Here is a 17,657-nt window from a genome sequence, read left to right as displayed (position 1 = left end):
AAATGAGAAAGACATTAATTGTATTAACACTGCTAACATTATTAGCAAGCTGTGTATTTGCCATTGACCTGGAAACTAGCATCACCAAAGCTAAACAGAATAACAAGGAACTGTTAATGGCAATGGAAGAAATTAAGAAAGCGGATGAGTCATACAAACAGGTTCGTGGCACTGCTTATCCACAATTGAATTTACAGGGTGCTTACGGTTTAAGTAAGACCTATTATCCTGATTCAGCCATACCTGCCAAGATGAACATATCTGCCGGCTTAGATGATATAGCGACAGATAATGAAGAATATTTAGCGGGTGTACTGAATAAAATAGTTAATTCAATGATTCCGGAATCGCCAGCAGAAGCGGGTTCTTTTGCTTTACAGTTAAAAATGGAACAGATTGTTTATTCCGGAGGCAAACTGGGAAGCGGAATTAAAGCGGGAAATTATTACCGCCAAATTCAGCGACTGAATTATAAAGTAAAAGAACAGGATGTGGTTTTGAAAACCACTGAACTCTTTTATCAGTGCTTACTGGCAAAAAAGCTGTGGGATGTGCAAGAAGAGGGCTTAGATATTGCCAAAAGGCATTTGCGCAGAGTGGAACTGTTCAATCAGGAAGGTCAGGTTTCGGAATTTGACTTGTTACAAGCCAAATTAGGTGTAGCCAAACTGGAGCCCCAGGTTTTGAAAGCAAAAAATGATTACGATTTGGCTGTTTCGGCTTTTCGTAAACAGATTGGAGAAGAAGAGAGTGATATAGTTCCCGAAGGTGAATTCGTGTTGCCGGAAAAAATGGAGCTTTCTCTGGAAGAGGCAACTGAACAGGGTTTGAAACAAAGAAATGAAGTAGAACTGATTAAATTGGGTACTCAGCTAAAAGAACTGCAATATAAGGTGGAAAAAGTGAATTTCCTGCCCAATGTTGCCTTGAGCGCAGATTATTCACTTTATACAGCGGCAGATGAATATGCTATTGAGAATGATGATTTCGGGCATAAATACGGCATCAGTTTGGGCTTTCAGATTCCTTTGTTTACCGGCTTAACCAATACAGCCAAAAGAAATTATGCCCACTATGACTATCAAAAAGCCAAATTGCAACAAAGGGATACAGAAGAACTTATTGCTCTGCAAATCAAGCAAGATTATCAAAAGTATTATCACGCTTGGGAAAATCATAATGTGCAAACTGAAAACATTCGTTTGGCAGAACGCGGTTTACAGCTTGCCCAAGTGCGTTATGAAAACCAGGTTGGCATTCAGCTTGAGGTCTTTGACGCTCAATTAACCTTACAAACCATTAAACTGCAATATTATCAGTCAATTTATGAAATTATATCTGCAGATAGAAACTTTAAAAAATCAATCGGTATAACCCTATAACGGAGAAGATAAACTATGAAAAGATACTTAATTATTCTAACAGCCCTGATACTGATACTTATCTCTGCCTGCGGTAAAAAACAGGAAGAGGGAAAAAGTATGGAACAAATATACAGTGAAGAAGGGGTTCCCGTTCGCCAAATTATTATAGAGCCCACAACCTTCCGTCAAAACCTGCTTTATAATGCTACTTTAAACGGAATGGAAGAGACAACCGTTCAGGCAATGGTTTCGGAAGTGATTACCAAAATCAATGCCAAGGTAGGGGATCGGGTTGCAAAAGACCAGATTATTGTAAGTTTTCCCCAAAATACACCTTCGGCACAATATGAACAAGCACTAACGGCATTTAACAGTATCAAAACGACTTATGAACGAATGCAACGGCTTTTTGCCCAAGGCGCTATCAGCCAGCAGGATTTGGATAATGTAGAAACCCAGTATAAGGTATCTAAAGCCAATCTGGAAACCAGCGATAAAATGATCAATGTGCGTGCTCCGATAAGTGGTATTATTACAGCAATATATGTAAACCCAAGCGAGAAGGTTTATCCGGGAAAAGACCTGTTTACAGTTGCCTCTACCAATGGTTATAAAGCTACTGTTATGGTTCCTGATACGGAAATAAACAAGATTAAAAAAGGCACCAAAGCAACTGCTACCTGGTTGGAAACTACAATTTCCGGAAGAGTAACGGAGATTCCTCTGGCTATGGATAATGCAACCAAGGCATTTAAAGTGGAAGTAAGTTTTCCGGGGATGAATAAAAAGATTAACTACGGAGTAACAGCTGAAATTGCCATAGAAGTTTTCAGCAAACCCAATTTGATTGTGGTTGAGCGTCATCAAATCGTTAGTGAAAACGGAACCAAATATGTTTGGCTGAATCAAGATGGTAAAGCCGTGAAAAGAGAAATTACCACGGGATTGGATAATACACTGGCTTTTGAAATTACCAGCGGTTTAAATCCGGGTGATTTGCTTATCACTGAAGGTATCAATATGTTAACTGAAGGCGCAAAATTGCGCGTGATTGAGTAAGGGAATAGGAACTATGTTTTTAACAGATCTGTCTATTAACCGACCAGTTCTGGTCACAATGGCAATAATGGTGTTTATCGTCTTCGGGGTGCTCGCTTACTTCAGTTTGCCGATAAACCTGATGCCGGATTTGAAGTTGCCTTATGTTGTTGTTCAGACCGTATATTCAGGAGCCGGTCCCCGCGAAATTGAATCTCAGGTAACCGAACCGATAGAAGAAGCAGTTGCCACGGTCAGCCAGATTGACTTTATGCAATCCTACTCTATGGAGAATATGTCTATAGTTCTGGTTGCCTTCAAATTGGGTAAGAACATAGATGTTGCCAATCAGGAAGTGAAGGATAAGGTGGATGCCATTATCCGTAATTTACCAGATGGCACGGACAGACCCATAGTCCTGAAAATGGATATTACAGCTTTTCCGATTATGGACCTGGTGCTTTCCGGAAATATGCCACCGAAGGATTTATACGAACTTGCGGATGGTACTCTAAAAGACCGTTTATCACAAATTCCTGGTGTAGCAAGAGTTTCCTTAATTGGAGGAGCTAAACGGCAAATTGATGTTCGGCTTACCGATAAGGTTGTGTTTGAAAACAAGATATCGTTAGCTCAGTTAAGTGCAATTCTTGCTGCAGCAAATTTGGATATGCCGGGTGGTAATTTTACCCAAGGAACTCAGGAGTATTCAGTCCGCCTGAAAGGGGAATATCAAGATGTGGAAGATATCAGAAATACCGATATACCGACTGTTTTTGGAGTGAAAAAACTTTCACAGCTGGCAAGAGTTGAAGATGCTACAGAAGAAGTGCGTTCAAAAGCAATTTATTTCAATGTTCCGAAAAATGTTAAAGATGAAAATATAGTCCGTTTGTCTATAACCAATGCTGCCGATGGAAATGTAGTTAATATTGCGGAAGAAGTCACCAAACAAATACCGATTTTAAATAAGGAACTTCCTGAAGGTGTAAAACTGGAAATTATGCGGGATGATAGCATATTTACCAAAGATACGATTAATTCTACCCTGGAAAATATTCTCTTGGGTATTCTCTTTACCGGAATCATTCTCTTCATCTTTTTACACGATTTCCGTTCCACTCTTATTGTGGCAATATCAATGCCTTATTGCATAATTTCCACCTTCGTGTTTATGCAAATATTCGGGTACACTTTCAATATTATGACGATGATGGGTCTATCCACTTCAATAGGAATTCTGGTTTCCAATTCTGTTGTAGTTTTGGAAAATATATTCAGGCATAAGGATATGGGAAATACCCGAAAAGTGGCAGCTCAAATTGGTACCAATGAAATCGGAACAGCCGTTCTGGCTTCTACCTTAACGAATATAGTGGTGTTTTTACCGATTGCTACTATGACTTCTATGGTAGGAAGATTTTTCAAGGAATTTGCCGTGACCGTTACCATGGCAACTCTATTTTCCCTGTTAACTGCTTTTACAATAACTCCGATGCTGGCTTCCAAGATTATTCCGAAAGAGAAAAGAACTAGTAAATGGGGAAGGAAATTTGATAATGTCTTTGATAAATTTGGTAATTACTATGCCAAATTCTTAGGATATACACTGCGTTCCAAGAGAACCAGCGTGAGTATATTACTCTTCACTCTTTTAGCTTTGCTGATTAGCTGTGGGCTTGCTTTCTTTGTGGGTATGGAAATGATACCTCCTGTGGACCAACGCAATCTATCCATTTCTGTAGAAATGCCTCAGGGAACAAATTTGAATGAGACAGCCAAAACAATGGACATTGTCCAAAACCGTGTAGCCCAACATAAAGAAGTTGTCCACATACTTACCAATCTCGGTTCAGGCAGCTTTATTGATACCGGCACCAATTTAGCTACTTCCGATATTAAACTGGTAGATAGAAATGAACGTGAATATACTGCCAACCAATTAGCAGATATTTTAACCAAAGAGCTTTCCGATATTCCCAATGCCAAGATTAAAGTTACCGGCTCAATGTTAGGTATGGGAGGAGGAGGCGGCGCTTCCGGTATTCAATTTATGATTGAAGGTCAGGATATTGATCGCTTGGAACAACTGAAAAATGAAGTAACTATAGCTATTGAGGATATACCGGGTTTAATTAATCTTGATACCTCCAGTCGTTATGGCAGGTCGGAACTTACTCTTTATCCCAAACGCGATAAACTTGCCGCTGCAGGAGCTACGGTTTATGATTTGGCTTTAGCTTTACGCGCCAATGTGGAAGGACTGGTTTCTACCAAATATCGGGAAGCCGGAAATGAATATGATATCAAGATTTCCCTTGAGGATGAAGTAGTTGATTCTCCCGATAAAATTAAGAACCTGAGTGTAGTTGTGATGGGTAAATCCTATTTGGTATCTCAGCTGGCAGATGTCCAATTTGCTTCCGGTATCAATAGAATAACTCACTACGACCGCTATAAGACCGTTATGTTTACCGGTGATGTAGCCAGCGGATACACTATGAGCGATATAACTTCCCAAATTGAAGAACGGTTGGATAAAATTAAATTCCCGACCGGCTATCGTTATCAATGGGGAGGTCAGGCAAAAATGATGAGCGAAACTACAGTAGATATGATTCGCACCTTTATTCTTGCCGTGATTTTAACCTATATGCTCTTGGCGGCTATTCTGGAAAGTTTTGCTCAACCAGCTCTGATTTTGGCAACGGTTCCTCTGGCTTTGATCGGAGTGATACTTTCTTTACTCATTACGGGTAATACATTTAACATCGTTTCTATGATGGCTATAATAATGTTAGTTGGCATTGTGGTAAATAACGCTATATTAATAATGGACTATGTAAATATTAAACGCAGAGAGGGCTATAGTGTCCACGATGCGTTGATGGAAGCGGGAAAGATGAAATTAAAACCGATAGTAATGTCTACCTTAGCTATCATAGTGGGAATGCTTCCTATGGCAATTGGTATAGGTAGTACGGGAGCCGAAATGACCCGTCCAATGGGTATTGTATCTATTGGTGGTTTAATTGTTTCCACTTTTCTGACGCTAATTATTATCCCCGCTTTCTATTTCCTGACCACTAAAAATATCCATGCTAAAAAGGAATCCCAATAAAGAAAGGAGAACAAAAATGAAAAGATTCACTCGTCTTGTCTCTATCGCTTTATTAGCGGTATTTATTGTTGTTAGCGTCTTCGGATGCTATGGGAATATGTCACTTACCAAAAAAGTGTATCGCTTTAATGGTAGTGTCGGGAATAAGTTTGTTCAGAGCATTGTTAACTGGGCTTTTTGGATTTGTCCGGTTTATGAAATAGCAATGTTTCTGGATGTTTTTGTTTTTAATACCATTGAATTTTGGACTGGTAGCAATCCTCTCACTATGAACGAAGGTGAAAATATTATCAAGTATGCCGAAGGTCCCAATGGGAATTATAAGTTTGAAATCAGTCAAAACAAAATTGTGATTTCTCAACCTGAAAATAAGGACAACAATCAAAAAATTGAACTCAACTATGACCCCGTTAGCGAATCCTGGTTTATGAACACCAATGGAACTACTCAAAAACTTGGTTATTTGGATGGAAATCAATTAAAATTGCTCTCTACGTCGGGTGAAGAAATCTCCTTAGACCTCTCTAAATAAGGATAAAAAGTGATTGCAAAAGAAAAAATTGAAAGTATCCTCGCAAAAGTTCGCCCCTCCATTCAAGCGGATGGAGGGGATGTTGAACTTATCAATATCCGTGAAGATAATGTGATAGAAGTTCGGCTTAAAGGAACTTGTAATGGTTGCCCTATGGCTACTTTAACTTTGAAGGCAGGTATTGAACGACTTATTAAAGAAGAAATTCCTGAAGTGAAAGAAGTTATCGCTGTGTAACTTCCCGGAAGGAAAGTCAGGAGTCATTAGCGCCTTGATAACTTTTTCTCTGGGAGATAACTTTCTTGGCGCTTATGATTCATGACGACAGTGATAATTCCAATAAAAGCATTGAAATATGCTTGGAACAAGTTGTAACGAGTTCTCACTACTAAAGGAATTTGTGGCATAAGCGATATTTTTGAAGGCAGTGACGACTCGTGACTTGGTTAGGTTCTCAAATATATATTGACTTTTTTGTTAGCTTTTTGGAAAGTGTAAAAAAATAATTGTAGTTTAACTAAACACTGAATTAAAGTATTATAAACGAAAAAGGAGAAACAATGAAGTCCATAGTTAAAGCTCTAATCCTGTTATTACCATTCCTGTTTTGCTCGTTAGCGATGGCGCAAACGAAAAGTGACAGTATTTTTGTATTCTTAAATAAACAGGATTTTCCCATTGCCAGCGTGGATAATATGTTCATTCCTATTAGCAATCCTTCTTTGCTGGGAACCGGTTCTGCTTCGGGTATAGGTTTAGCTTATCTCAATGATGAAAAAGAATGGCAAAATCACTATTGGATATTTTTGAATACTGATTTTCTCAGTTATATTTATGAACGCGACCATAGTAATAAATATCATACTTTGGCTTTGGGAGCCGAACTTTTTCCTGCTCATATTTTACCCAACTTATATGCAGGAACGAATTACCGTTGGCAGGAAGGCGGTTTTGAAGATGGTTCTTTCAGAACTGGAGTAACATACCGTCCGCATAATTCTACTTCTTTAGCTTTTACCTGGGATAATCCCAAACATCAATCACCCTATTATCGTTTGGGTTTGGCAGTGCGTCCTTTTGTTTTTACGGATGCTATAGCGGATTACCGTTTGGAGCTTTCTGTAGATGCCAATTATGCGCGCTATGAAACGGACAAGGATTATGAATTCAAAAAACCGGTTCTGGGAATTCAGACCCAAATTCTTGATGGAGTAAAAGTTGGAGCTACCTATAATTGGGAAGAAGAGTCAGCTTTAGTTAATTTCAGCTTATGTCCCAGAAATCTTGAGGCAGGTGGTTTATTGCGTTCTAAGAAAAATGATAATTACGGAATTGCTTGGGCTCAGCTTACGGATTGGGAGCATAAACCATTTTTGGGACACACAAACCCCTCCTGGTATAAAATGGATTTGAAAGGCAACATCGTAACCTACACTGCTCCGAAATATAAAATAGGGAAAATCAAAATATATGATACCGGCGATAAATCCATAGAGTCAATCATTGATAACATTAAACAGGCAAAAGATGATCTCGAAATAGAAGGCATTCTTCTGAAAAATCCTTCTTTTTCAACTTCTTTGGCTTTACAGGAAGAACTCGTTGATGCCTTTAACGACTTTAAAAGCAGTGGCAAGAAAGTTTGTTTTTACTATGATAATATTGGTAATGGCGGTTATATCTTTGCTTCCTCCATTGCTGATAAGATTTACTTAAATCCGACGGGTTCTGTGGATTTACGGGGTTTAAGTATCAGCAGTCCTTATTTGAAAAATATGCTTGCCAGCTTGGGTATTGAAGTGCTCAATTTCCGCAGTCATGAATATAAAGATGCGGGTAATATGTTTTCCGAAGAAAGAATGACTCCCGCGGAAAGGGAAGCTTATGAATCCCTTCTGCAATCACTATACGACCAAATTTTACAGCGTATGGAAACAGGACGCGGTGATAGATTAGTTGCTTCAGCTGACGAAATTATCAATGAGGGTCCCTATTTTATTGCTAATGATGCCCTGGAAAAAGGATTAGTGGATGCCCTCATTTATGAAGACCAGCTGAATAAGCAATTAAAGAAAGATTTTAAGTTTTCAAGCCAGCATAAAGAATTAACTGAATATCGCGAATATGCTTGGGCAAAACCCAAAGAAAATTTGGTCGCGGTTATTTATGCCAGCGGGAATATTGTTTCCGGAAAAGGAACTCCAGGACAGAAAATTGCCCAGGAAACATCTGTAGACCTTATTCGCAAAGCAAGAAAAGACAAACAATACAAAGGCATTATTTTAAGAGTGGATAGCGGTGGCGGAAGTGCTCAAGCCAGCGATATTATTTTAAGAGAACTGGAACTGGCAAAGACAGAAAATAAAAAACCGATTGTTGTTTCTATGGGAGGAACAGCTGCCAGCGGTGGATATTACATTTCCTGTAATGCCGATAAAATTATTGCCGAGCCCTCAACTTTAACCGGTTCTATCGGTGTTGTGGGATTGATGTTCAATGGCACCGATATGTTTCAAAAAATAAAAGTAAACTGGGATACCGTTAAAAAAGGTGAACATGCCGATATGGTTTCTATTAATCGTCCTTGGACTGAAGAAGAAAAACAAATGGTAATTCGCAATATAGAAAATTGTTATGATGATTTTGTTATGAAAGTGGATGCAGGACGTCCGAATATGACCTTAGAACAAGTTAAACAATATGCTCAAGGAAGGGTCTGGACAGGAGAACAAGCACAAAAAATTGGACTTGTGGATGAACTTGGCGGATTGGAAAAAGCTAAGGAAAGTATGAGTGAACTTATCGGTAAAAAAGGAAAGTTAACCCTCGTTGATGCTACTACTAAAAAAGAGGGAGTAAAAATAAGCATTAATATCGGTGAATTGAATGTTTTTACACCTGTTAAAGCAATGAATACTGTTAATTCTGATTATATCAAACTCTATGAATTGTGGAGCGATTTTGGACAAGATAAAGCACTGATGCTATGTCCGGTTGTTCCGGAAACATTGCAGTTTTGAATAATAGATCTGGAATGAACAGGATTGAAGGGGTTTTTAGGATTTGGAATGTGGATAGTTTTGAGAAGGTTGAGAGGATTTGAAGGTTGAGATAATCTTTGCCCTTTGGGCTTTCAACCCTCTCAACCTTTTCTACATTCCAAATTCGTGTTCTGGTTCAAGGTTTTTGAGCAACAATCAGAATTCCTGTTCCCTGTTTGTTATCTGTCTTCATATCCAAACGCATTAAGATTTCAGCTAAGGGATAAACAAGAAGATAATACAAAGGCAGAAGAGGATAAAGTTTTTTAGAAATCAGCTGAAGGGGTATTTTAATTAATAATTTCCAGGATAAAGCGCCATAAGTTCCATAAGTATAAATAGATTTAATAATTCTGAAGCCAATCCGGTTCAGTTTATTTTCCAGTTCCTTTTTATTATAGCCAGCACGAATGTGTTCGGAAGTAAATTTTGCTGTTTCATATAGGTCTGACGGAGTAGAAAGAAGCAAATATCCCTTTTTTTCCAGGGCATTATACAAATTATTCAGGGCGGAAACATCATTTTCAATATGTTCCATAATATCAATTGCTAAAGCCAAATTAAACTTTTGGGAAGGTATAAAAGTTTGTAAATCGGCTGTTTTATATGTGAACCTGCCTGGATAATAAATATCCGCGTATGCAGAAAAGGACCTTAAATAATCGGTTTTCAGGTCTGTAGCAAAAGCATTGGAATTGAACCAATGCGATAAAACATAAGCGGAATACTGACAAAAGCCGGCTCCGGCATCATATAAATCTATTTTGTCTGGTTCCCGGAACAAATTGCGAATCTCTTTCAGAACATACCTCTGGCGGAGAAAAATAAGGTTAAAAGCCATATAAACAAGTTTGCGTAAAGCAGGAAACATATCAATAGCTTTTGCCAGACGGTTTTTTATAGGGTCGTATTCCATTTCACATTCTCCCGATAAAAAAATACATTGACTATTTTTAGCAGAGCCAAAATAAGTCAACCCAGAAAATTGAATTATGATAGTAAAAGAAATAAATGACATTCAGCGTGTTAATCTGCATTTGCATACTAATGTGTCTGACGGAAACATAAGCCCTAAGGAACTGATAAAACGCGCTCAGGAAATTGGTTTGGATTTAATTTCCATAACTGACCACGATACAGCAGATGCCTATACGCAAATTCCGGATAATATATTGCCTCTCAGAATCTTACCTGGAATGGAAATAAGTTCTCTGTATAAAGGTGATGATGTGCATATTCTGGCTTATGGCTGTGATTTTAATAATTCTGCTTTACGAGCTATGACAGAAATGTATTTGAACGGCAGAAAAGAACGCGCCAAAAAAATGATTAAATTGCTGGCAGATATGGGTATGCCAATATCTTTGGAAGAAGTAATTGCCATTGCCGGGAGCAGAGAATTAATTGTGCGTCCTCATATTGCTCAGGTTTTGGTGAATCATAAGTTTTGCCAAACGAGGAATGAAGCATTTGAAAAATATATCGGGGATAACAAACCTGCTTATGTTCCCAAGCCGGAGGTTTCTGTTGTTGATGTAATTTCTATTATTCATCAGGCAGATGGCTTCGCTGTTATTGCTCATCCTGGAAAACTGACAAAATTATCCTATTTGGAAGATATTATTAAAATGGGCATTGACGGTTTGGAGGTTTGGCATCCCGACCATTATCAATGGGAAATAGAAAATTTCATCAAAATTGCAACGGAAAAAGGACTGTTTATGACAGGAGGAAGTGATTATCACAGCGAACAGGATAAACATAATTTGTTTGATATTATTCCCCTGCCGGAAGTTGTCCTCACCAGCATAAAAAAACTTTGGAAGGAATATCAATGCCACGTGAAATTAAGGTAAAATCAATCCGTAACGAATTGCCAGCCACTTATCGTTATTCGCCCTGGATGCGATTAATTATGTTATTCGTGGCTTTGGCAATTTGTATCTATGCAATCTTTTTCTTTGTGAAATTTGTGACTGGCACTACGCCAATGTTTTTTAAGGTTCTGCCTTTAATTATTCTGTTTGTAGCGTTGGATTCGGTGTTCAAACAACTTACTTCTTTGTATAGTGTAACTTTTTATGAAGATAGAATTTGTTTTGGATTTTTAGGTAAACCCAAACTCATTATTCCTTATGAAAATATAACTTCTATTGATTTGACGAAACAGATTTCCTTCAGCATTATTTTGAAATACAAAGATAAAGACAGGGAAAAGATATTCAAGACCTCAGCTTCATTTCCTAAAATCCTGGAGATTTTGCTTAACCTGGCTGATTTTGCCCCCCAAGCTCAATTGAATGATTTATTGGGTAAAGTTGTTAACAATTTAAGAAATTTGGTAGGAAAAAGTGAAACAGAACAGGTTTGATGAAATAATAGACCGTCGTAATAGCGGTTGCTATAAATACGATGGTTTAAAAATGTTGTATGGCAAAAGTGAGCTTATCCCTTTATGGGTTGCCGATATGGATTTTGCTGTTTCCGATAAGATTATTTCCGCTTTGTCGGAACGCTTGAAACATCCTGTCTTCGGCTATAACTTGCGTCTGGATGATTTTTATGAGGCAATTATTTCCTGGCAGGAAAGACGCTTTGATTGGAATGTGCAACAGGACTGGATTATAGCTGTTCCCGGTTTGGTTCCTGCTATTTCATTAGCTGTTCTTTCGTTAACTGAACCCGGAGAGAGAATTCTTATTCAGACCCCTGTTTACCGTCCTTTTTATGATGCCGTTCTGGACCATAAAAGAAAACTTTTAACCTCTGCTCTGGTGAATACAAATGGCATTTATAGTATTGACTGGCAGGACTTTGAAGAGAAATTGAAACAGGCAAAATTATTTATTTTCTGTAGTCCGCATAATCCTGTAAGCAGAGTTTGGACAAAAGAAGAATTAACTAAAATAGGCAATTTATGCGCTAAATATAAAGTCCCTGTCTTTTCCGATGAAATTCATGCGGATATTGTTTATCCTGGTTACAAACATCTTCCTTTGGCTTCATTGAATGATTTTTCCGAAATTTGTTTAACGGGTGTTTCCCCTTCTAAAAGTTTTAATATTGCAGGTTTGGCAACGGCAGTTGTAATTGTTTCAAATTTAGAAATAAGGAATAAGTTCAATGAACTTAATACAAAACTTCATCTCTATCTTGGTAATACCTTTGGGATAAGAGCTTTAATTGCTGCATATAGTGAATCCGAGAACTGGTTGGATGAATTACTTTGTTACTTAAATAAGAATAGAATATATATCACAGAATTTGTGCAGAATGAATTACCTGGCGTGAAAATAAGCCCTATTGAAGGGACTTTTTTAGCTTGGTTGGATTTTAGAAACTGGGGTTTAACAGAGGCGAAATTACAAGAAATTATGGTTAATAAAGCGGGACTTGCTCTTGAACCAGGAACTGAATTTGGAAAAGACGGAGAAGGTTTTATGAGGTTGAATTTCGGCTGTCCAAAGAGCATTTTAGAGATTGCCTTAAAGCGTTTACAAGTTTTAGCAAGGGAATACGGATGAAACAGGAAATAATTGAACTTTATAACAACCCACCGGAAAAATGGACAGCAAAACATAAAGCATTGTTTACAGCTTTTATAGATGCCTTAAATAAAGGAGAAATCCGCTCCTGCGAAAAAGAAAATGGTATTTGGAAAGTAAATGAATGGGTGAAAATGGGTATCCTTCTTGGCTTTCAAATGGGGGAATTAACTATCTATCAATGGAGTGAAGCGAAACCTTTTTTTGATAAGGATACTCTGCCGGAAAAGCAATTCACTTTGGCAGATAGAATCAGAATTGTTCCCGGAGGAAGTTCTGCCAGAAATGGTTGTTATATTTCTACCGGAGTAACGATTATGCCTCCTGCTTATATCAATATTGGTGCCTATGTGGATAGCGGAACTCTTATTGATTCACATTCCCTGGTTGGTTCTTGTGCCCAAATTGGAAAAAATGTGCATCTTTCCGCTGGAGCTATTATTGGTGGGGTATTAGAACCTGTAGGAATGCGTCCTGTTATTATAGAAGACGATGTTTTTGTAGGTGGAAATACTGGAATCTATGAAGGAATAATTGTTCAAAACAAGGTAGTGATTGCTTCCGGAGTAGTTATAACTGCCTCCACACCTATCTATGACAGCGTTCGGGAAAAGTTTTTAGAACGCGATAGTGGCAATAGTTTTACTATTCCTTCTAAAGCTGTAGTAGTTCCTGGTTCACGACGACTGAAAAGTAACCCTGATTTTCAAATTGCCTGTCCGATTATTATAAAATATAGAGATGATAAAACCGATAAAGCTGTAGAATTGGAACAGGCACTTAGAATATAATAATAGGTCTGGGATGACTATCCTGAAAGGGCAGAGCGCGGAGAGATTCTCAACCTTATTCTATACCTATCATCCAATGCAATCCGGGTAAATCCGTTTTATCCGTAAAATCCATATTGCTAATAAATCCGTGAAAGATATTGATTATTCCTTACTTAATTGTTAGGTTTCAGTTACAAAAACAAGATTATTCTGGACAAAAAGACCTGCTTTTTCCAAAATGACATAAAAAAAGAAATATCATAAGGAGTTTAAAGATGAACAGCTTAGGTTTCAAGTTTCCTGTTCAGGAAAGAAAAACAGCCCTCTACAATTTGGAAGAGGAATGGTATCTTCCCCTTTTATCAAAACATCTCGGCATTCCAATGCAAAGCATTAAACGCAGTAATTTCGGTCAATATTCTATGGCGGTAAATTATTTAACTTCTGTGTTGGAAGAAGCAGCTGCCATCAATAAAGTAGCTGTCTATAACATTGACCATATGACACAATTACTCTTTTACGGACCTGATGTAGTAGCTCTTTTAAATCGGGCTTTAACCGGAAATTTTACCGAAATGAAAGTTGGACAATGTAAATATACTTTACTACTGAACGAACAGGGTGGCATGCAAGATGATATGATTCTGATGAGAGTTAGCGATACCAGTTTTATTCTGGTTATTAATGCCGGACATGATATTACCGATACAATTGAAGTGGAAGGCGAAAAAAAGGAATATCTTGCTGATATAGATAGAATTATGCAATGCAAAAAAGAAGGGGAAGAGGTTTGGGCAAAAGATATTTCCGATACCTTGCTAAAAATAGATGTTCAAGGTCCTCTATCTTACAAATTGCTAAAAGAGGTCTATGGTGAAAGTGTGTTGAAGAACAGAAATAATCCGGAAAAGAATATGAATTTCTTCACTTTTAATGAGTTTGAACGCAACGGACACCATTACTATTTATCCAGAACAGGATATACTAACAGGTGGGGTTGGGAACTTTATATTCCCGTTGCCGTTGCTGAAGAAGATGCCAAAATTATTATTTCCAAGGCATTGGACTTCGGAGGACTCTTAGTTGGATTAGGGGGTAGAGATGAAAACAGGATTTCTGCAGGACCTTTCGGTTTACCTTTGATGGGGCAGGAATATGACCCTTATCATACACCTGTAAATGCTCCTCTTTTTGAGACCGCAGTAGATATGAACAAGGAATACTTTGTAGGAAAAGAGGCATTAGTCAAAGAAATAGTGGAAGGAGTGCAAAAGCGACTCTATATCTTTGTTTCTGAAGGTATTGTATCTAATCGGGGTATTTATAAAGATGGCAAACGCCTGGGAACTGTTACCAGCAGTATAAATTCTCCCAATGTTTCGTGGGAAATGCGTTTAGCAATTGGTTCCAAGCGAAAAAATGTGAATGAAGAAAAAGGAACTGCTGCTATCGGAATGGGTTGGTTTTATTTTCCTTTGTTTGAAAAAGATAATGAAGGAAAAGAGATAGCGGAAATTGATGAGAAACCAATTCGTATACCGGTTGAATTTTACCGCGAGGATGAAAATCGGAAACCGACAGGAACACCTGTTTTGGGCTATGTTACCCTGGAAGGAATTACACCAGCTACAGCACATAAACCGTTGAAGAATATAGAGAACCTGTAAAAAGTGTGTAGCCGGAGGACGTTGGTCCTCCGACTACACAAAACGGAAGAACGACATCTTGTCGTTCCACTTATAATCCAGTTTTTTCTTTAACGAGAACTTTTAGGTAACGAAATAGACCCCAAGAGATTAGTTGACGAAGACATCAACCTTCCGTCTTTTGTAGTTGACGAGGACATCAACCTTTCGTGTTTACTTTATTATGATTTCGGGTGGTGTGGTAGGAGGATAATTTCCATTTACATCTAAGGAATCCTTATCTACCATAATAACCTTATTTTCTACCTTTCTATCTAAGTGAACTTTTGTAAAAGGAGGATTGATATTTTCTACATGGAGAGAGTAGTTTACAATCAAGCCCGAAAAGACAATAGAAATCATACTCATCAGTTTTACCAGAATATTGATGCAGGGACCTGCAGTATCTTTAAATGGGTCGCCAACTGTATCACCAACAATACTGGCTTTATGAATTTCAGTGCCTTTAGCTTTCTTTTCCGTCTCTATATACTTTTTGGCATTATCCCATGCACCACCAGCATTATTCATCATTACAGCCAAAACAAAGCCGGTGGAAAGAGCTCCGGCAAGGATACCTAAAACTCCCGGAACACCAAAAATTAAACCTGTAATGATGGGAGATAAGAGACCTACTAAAGCGGGCATAAGCATCTCTCTCTGAGCTGCCTGAGTTGAAATTTTAACACATTTGGCATATTCCGGTTTTCCTGTTCCTTCCATAATTCCGGGAATTTCTTTAAACTGACGGCGAACTTCTTTTACCATTTCACCTGCAGCTCTTCCAACTGCTTTAATAGTGAGTGAAGAAAATACAAAGGCAACCATAGCACCAATGAAAACACCCAGTAAAAACTTGGGATTTAGAATATGAATTTGGAAGAACTGTATAAAATCCGCAATTGATGCCTTTGCCAAGGGAATATTTTCGGTGAATTTGGTATTGTAATTAGTGTGTAAAAAGACAGCTTTTCCTGTTTTATTACCTACCAGAGTTAAAGCTCCGCGAACTTCATCCAGATAGGCAGCAAGCAAAGCCATAGCAGTTAAGGCAGCGCTCCCGATAGCAAAACCTTTTCCTGTAGCAGCAGTGGTATTACCTACCGAATCAAGATTATCGGTCATCAATCTAACATCTTCAGGCAAATTACACATCTGTGCATTTCCGCCCGCATTATCAGCAATAGGACCAAAGGCATCCATTGCCAAAGTTACACCTAAAGTAGCAAGCATTCCGACCGCTCCAAAACCAATTCCATATAAACCCATTTCAATAGAGGAAAAACCGTGACTGCAAATAAAAGCGGCAAGAATACCTATTACTATTATTAAAACCGGAGCTGCAGTAGAACGCATTCCAACAGACATACCTTCCAGGATAACAGTTGCGGGACCATAATCTGCCTGATTAGCTATTTCCCGTGTTGGTTTGTAACTATGAGAAGTGAATAACTCGGTAAAAAATCCGATTAAAATTCCAGCTGCCAATCCAATTACTGTTGAAATAAATACACCAAAATAATAATCGGGCGGAAGCAACGCTTTAGTTACGAAAAAAGCACAAATAGCAATTAAAATGGAACTGGAATAGACACTTTTATTTAAGGCAAACATCAATTCTTTGGGACCGGCATTTTCTTTGGTGCTGACGGTAAAAATACCTATAATGGAAAGGATAATTCCCAAACCAGCAAGAATCATTGGTGCTACCACAAATTTCACTGCCCAGTCGGCATAAGCTGGACCTAACATTGTTACAGCGCTCATTCCTAAGGCTGCTGTAGCCAAAATTGAACCGGCATAACTTTCATATAAATCGGCTCCCATACCTGCAACATCACCAACATTATCTCCAACATTATCTGCTATGGTAGCAGGATTGCGCGGGTCATCTTCCGGAATATTAGCTTCTACTTTGCCTACAAGGTCGGCACCTACATCTGCTGCTTTAGTAAAAATTCCTCCACCCAAACGAGCAAAAAGGGCTTGTGTAGAAGCACCCATTCCAAAAGAAAGCATAATTATCGTAATTTGTTGCAGAGGGAATTTCAACAGGTTGAGAATAAAAAACCAGGCAGAAATATCAATTAAAGCCAAACCCACTACTGTTAATCCCATAACACTGCCCGCTCTAAAAGCTATCCGTAAACCTTTATTCAGTCCTTTAGTGCATGCCTGAGTTGTTCTATTAGAAGCAAGGGTAGCCATATTCATACCAATATAACCGGCTAACCCACTAAAAAAACCACCGGTTAAAAAAGCCCAGGGAATTAACCAATGCAAAACACCTAAGCCCCAAGCCATTATTTGAAAAACAATGAAAGCAATGATAAAGAATATACCTACACCTTTGTATTGTTGCTTTAAATAGGCAAAAGCACCTTCCCTAACATAACCTGCAATTTCCTGCATTTTAGCATTGCCGGGGTCTTGCTTTTTTACCTGACGAAAGAAAATTGCTGCGAAAATTAAAGCCAGAATAGCACCTAAAGGTGCAATAAGCCATAAGACAGGGATATTATTCATATACTACCTCTAATTCCTTATTTTCAAAAAAG

13 protein-coding genes are annotated in these 17,657 nt (G+C 38.2%); 11 read left to right on the top strand and 2 right to left on the bottom strand.

Going from position 1 to position 17,657, the window contains the following annotated elements:
• Window positions 1-2: 2 nt before the first annotated feature.
• From CLOAM_RS04915 to sppA, 6 genes are all read left to right on the top strand, one after another.
• A complete protein-coding gene (locus CLOAM_RS04915) occupies window positions 3-1,382 on the top strand; it encodes a TolC family protein (protein ID WP_015424764.1) in 1,380 nt (459 codons plus the stop codon).
• 15 nt (window positions 1,383-1,397) lie between these two features.
• Window positions 1,398-2,423, top strand: a complete 1,026-nt coding sequence (locus CLOAM_RS04910; RefSeq protein WP_015424763.1) for an efflux RND transporter periplasmic adaptor subunit — start codon at window positions 1,398-1,400, stop codon at window positions 2,421-2,423.
• Window positions 2,424-2,436: 13 nt separating this feature from the next.
• Complete coding sequence (locus CLOAM_RS04905) at window positions 2,437-5,523, top strand: efflux RND transporter permease subunit (protein WP_044278949.1); 3,087 nt, start codon at window positions 2,437-2,439, stop codon at window positions 5,521-5,523.
• Window positions 5,524-5,539: 16 nt separating this feature from the next.
• Window positions 5,540-6,055 (top strand): DUF3332 domain-containing protein, encoded by a 516-nt coding sequence (locus CLOAM_RS04900; protein ID WP_044278948.1) that lies wholly within the window; start codon window positions 5,540-5,542, stop codon window positions 6,053-6,055.
• Between the two features lie 9 nt (window positions 6,056-6,064).
• A complete protein-coding gene (locus CLOAM_RS04895; RefSeq protein WP_015424760.1) occupies window positions 6,065-6,292 on the top strand; it encodes a NifU family protein in 228 nt (75 codons plus the stop codon).
• Between the two features lie 323 nt (window positions 6,293-6,615).
• Window positions 6,616-9,075: a signal peptide peptidase SppA gene (gene sppA / locus CLOAM_RS04890; protein WP_015424759.1), complete on the top strand. Its 2,460-nt coding sequence runs from the start codon at window positions 6,616-6,618 to the stop codon at window positions 9,073-9,075.
• Window positions 9,076-9,232: 157 nt separating this feature from the next.
• Here sppA and CLOAM_RS04885 read toward each other — a convergent pair whose 3' ends face one another.
• Complete coding sequence (locus CLOAM_RS04885; protein ID WP_044278947.1) at window positions 9,233-10,012, bottom strand: class I SAM-dependent methyltransferase; 780 nt, start codon at window positions 10,010-10,012, stop codon at window positions 9,233-9,235.
• A 76-nt stretch (window positions 10,013-10,088) separates the two neighbouring features.
• Between CLOAM_RS04885 and CLOAM_RS04880 the strand changes: the two genes are divergently transcribed.
• From CLOAM_RS04880 to CLOAM_RS04860, 5 genes are all read left to right on the top strand, one after another.
• Window positions 10,089-10,952, top strand: coding sequence for a PHP domain-containing protein (locus CLOAM_RS04880; protein ID WP_015424757.1), 864 nt, complete (start codon window positions 10,089-10,091; stop codon window positions 10,950-10,952).
• A complete protein-coding gene (locus CLOAM_RS04875; protein ID WP_044278946.1) occupies window positions 10,931-11,467 on the top strand; it encodes a YdbT family protein in 537 nt (178 codons plus the stop codon). Before CLOAM_RS04880 ends, CLOAM_RS04875 begins: the two co-directional genes overlap by 22 nt.
• Window positions 11,448-12,620, top strand: a complete 1,173-nt coding sequence (locus tag CLOAM_RS04870) for a MalY/PatB family protein (protein WP_015424755.1) — start codon at window positions 11,448-11,450, stop codon at window positions 12,618-12,620. Before CLOAM_RS04875 ends, CLOAM_RS04870 begins: the two co-directional genes overlap by 20 nt.
• Window positions 12,617-13,432, top strand: a complete 816-nt coding sequence (locus CLOAM_RS04865) for a 2,3,4,5-tetrahydropyridine-2,6-dicarboxylate N-succinyltransferase (RefSeq protein ID WP_015424754.1) — start codon at window positions 12,617-12,619, stop codon at window positions 13,430-13,432. Before CLOAM_RS04870 ends, CLOAM_RS04865 begins: the two co-directional genes overlap by 4 nt.
• A gap of 257 nt (window positions 13,433-13,689) precedes the next feature.
• Window positions 13,690-15,081, top strand: coding sequence for an aminomethyltransferase family protein (locus tag CLOAM_RS04860; RefSeq protein ID WP_015424753.1), 1,392 nt, complete (start codon window positions 13,690-13,692; stop codon window positions 15,079-15,081).
• Window positions 15,082-15,273: 192 nt separating this feature from the next.
• Here CLOAM_RS04860 and CLOAM_RS04855 read toward each other — a convergent pair whose 3' ends face one another.
• The gene (locus CLOAM_RS04855; RefSeq protein WP_015424752.1) at window positions 15,274-17,625 is read right to left on the bottom strand and encodes a sodium-translocating pyrophosphatase; all 2,352 of its coding nucleotides are present in this window, start codon (window positions 17,623-17,625) and stop codon (window positions 15,274-15,276) included.
• Window positions 17,626-17,657 lie beyond the last annotated feature (32 nt).

This window comes from Candidatus Cloacimonas acidaminovorans str. Evry, assembly GCF_000146065.2.
GTDB lineage: Bacteria > Cloacimonadota > Cloacimonadia > Cloacimonadales > Cloacimonadaceae > Cloacimonas > Cloacimonas acidaminivorans.
Note: the sequence above shows the minus strand (reverse complement) of the source record. Positions and strands in the feature narration are given on the sequence as shown.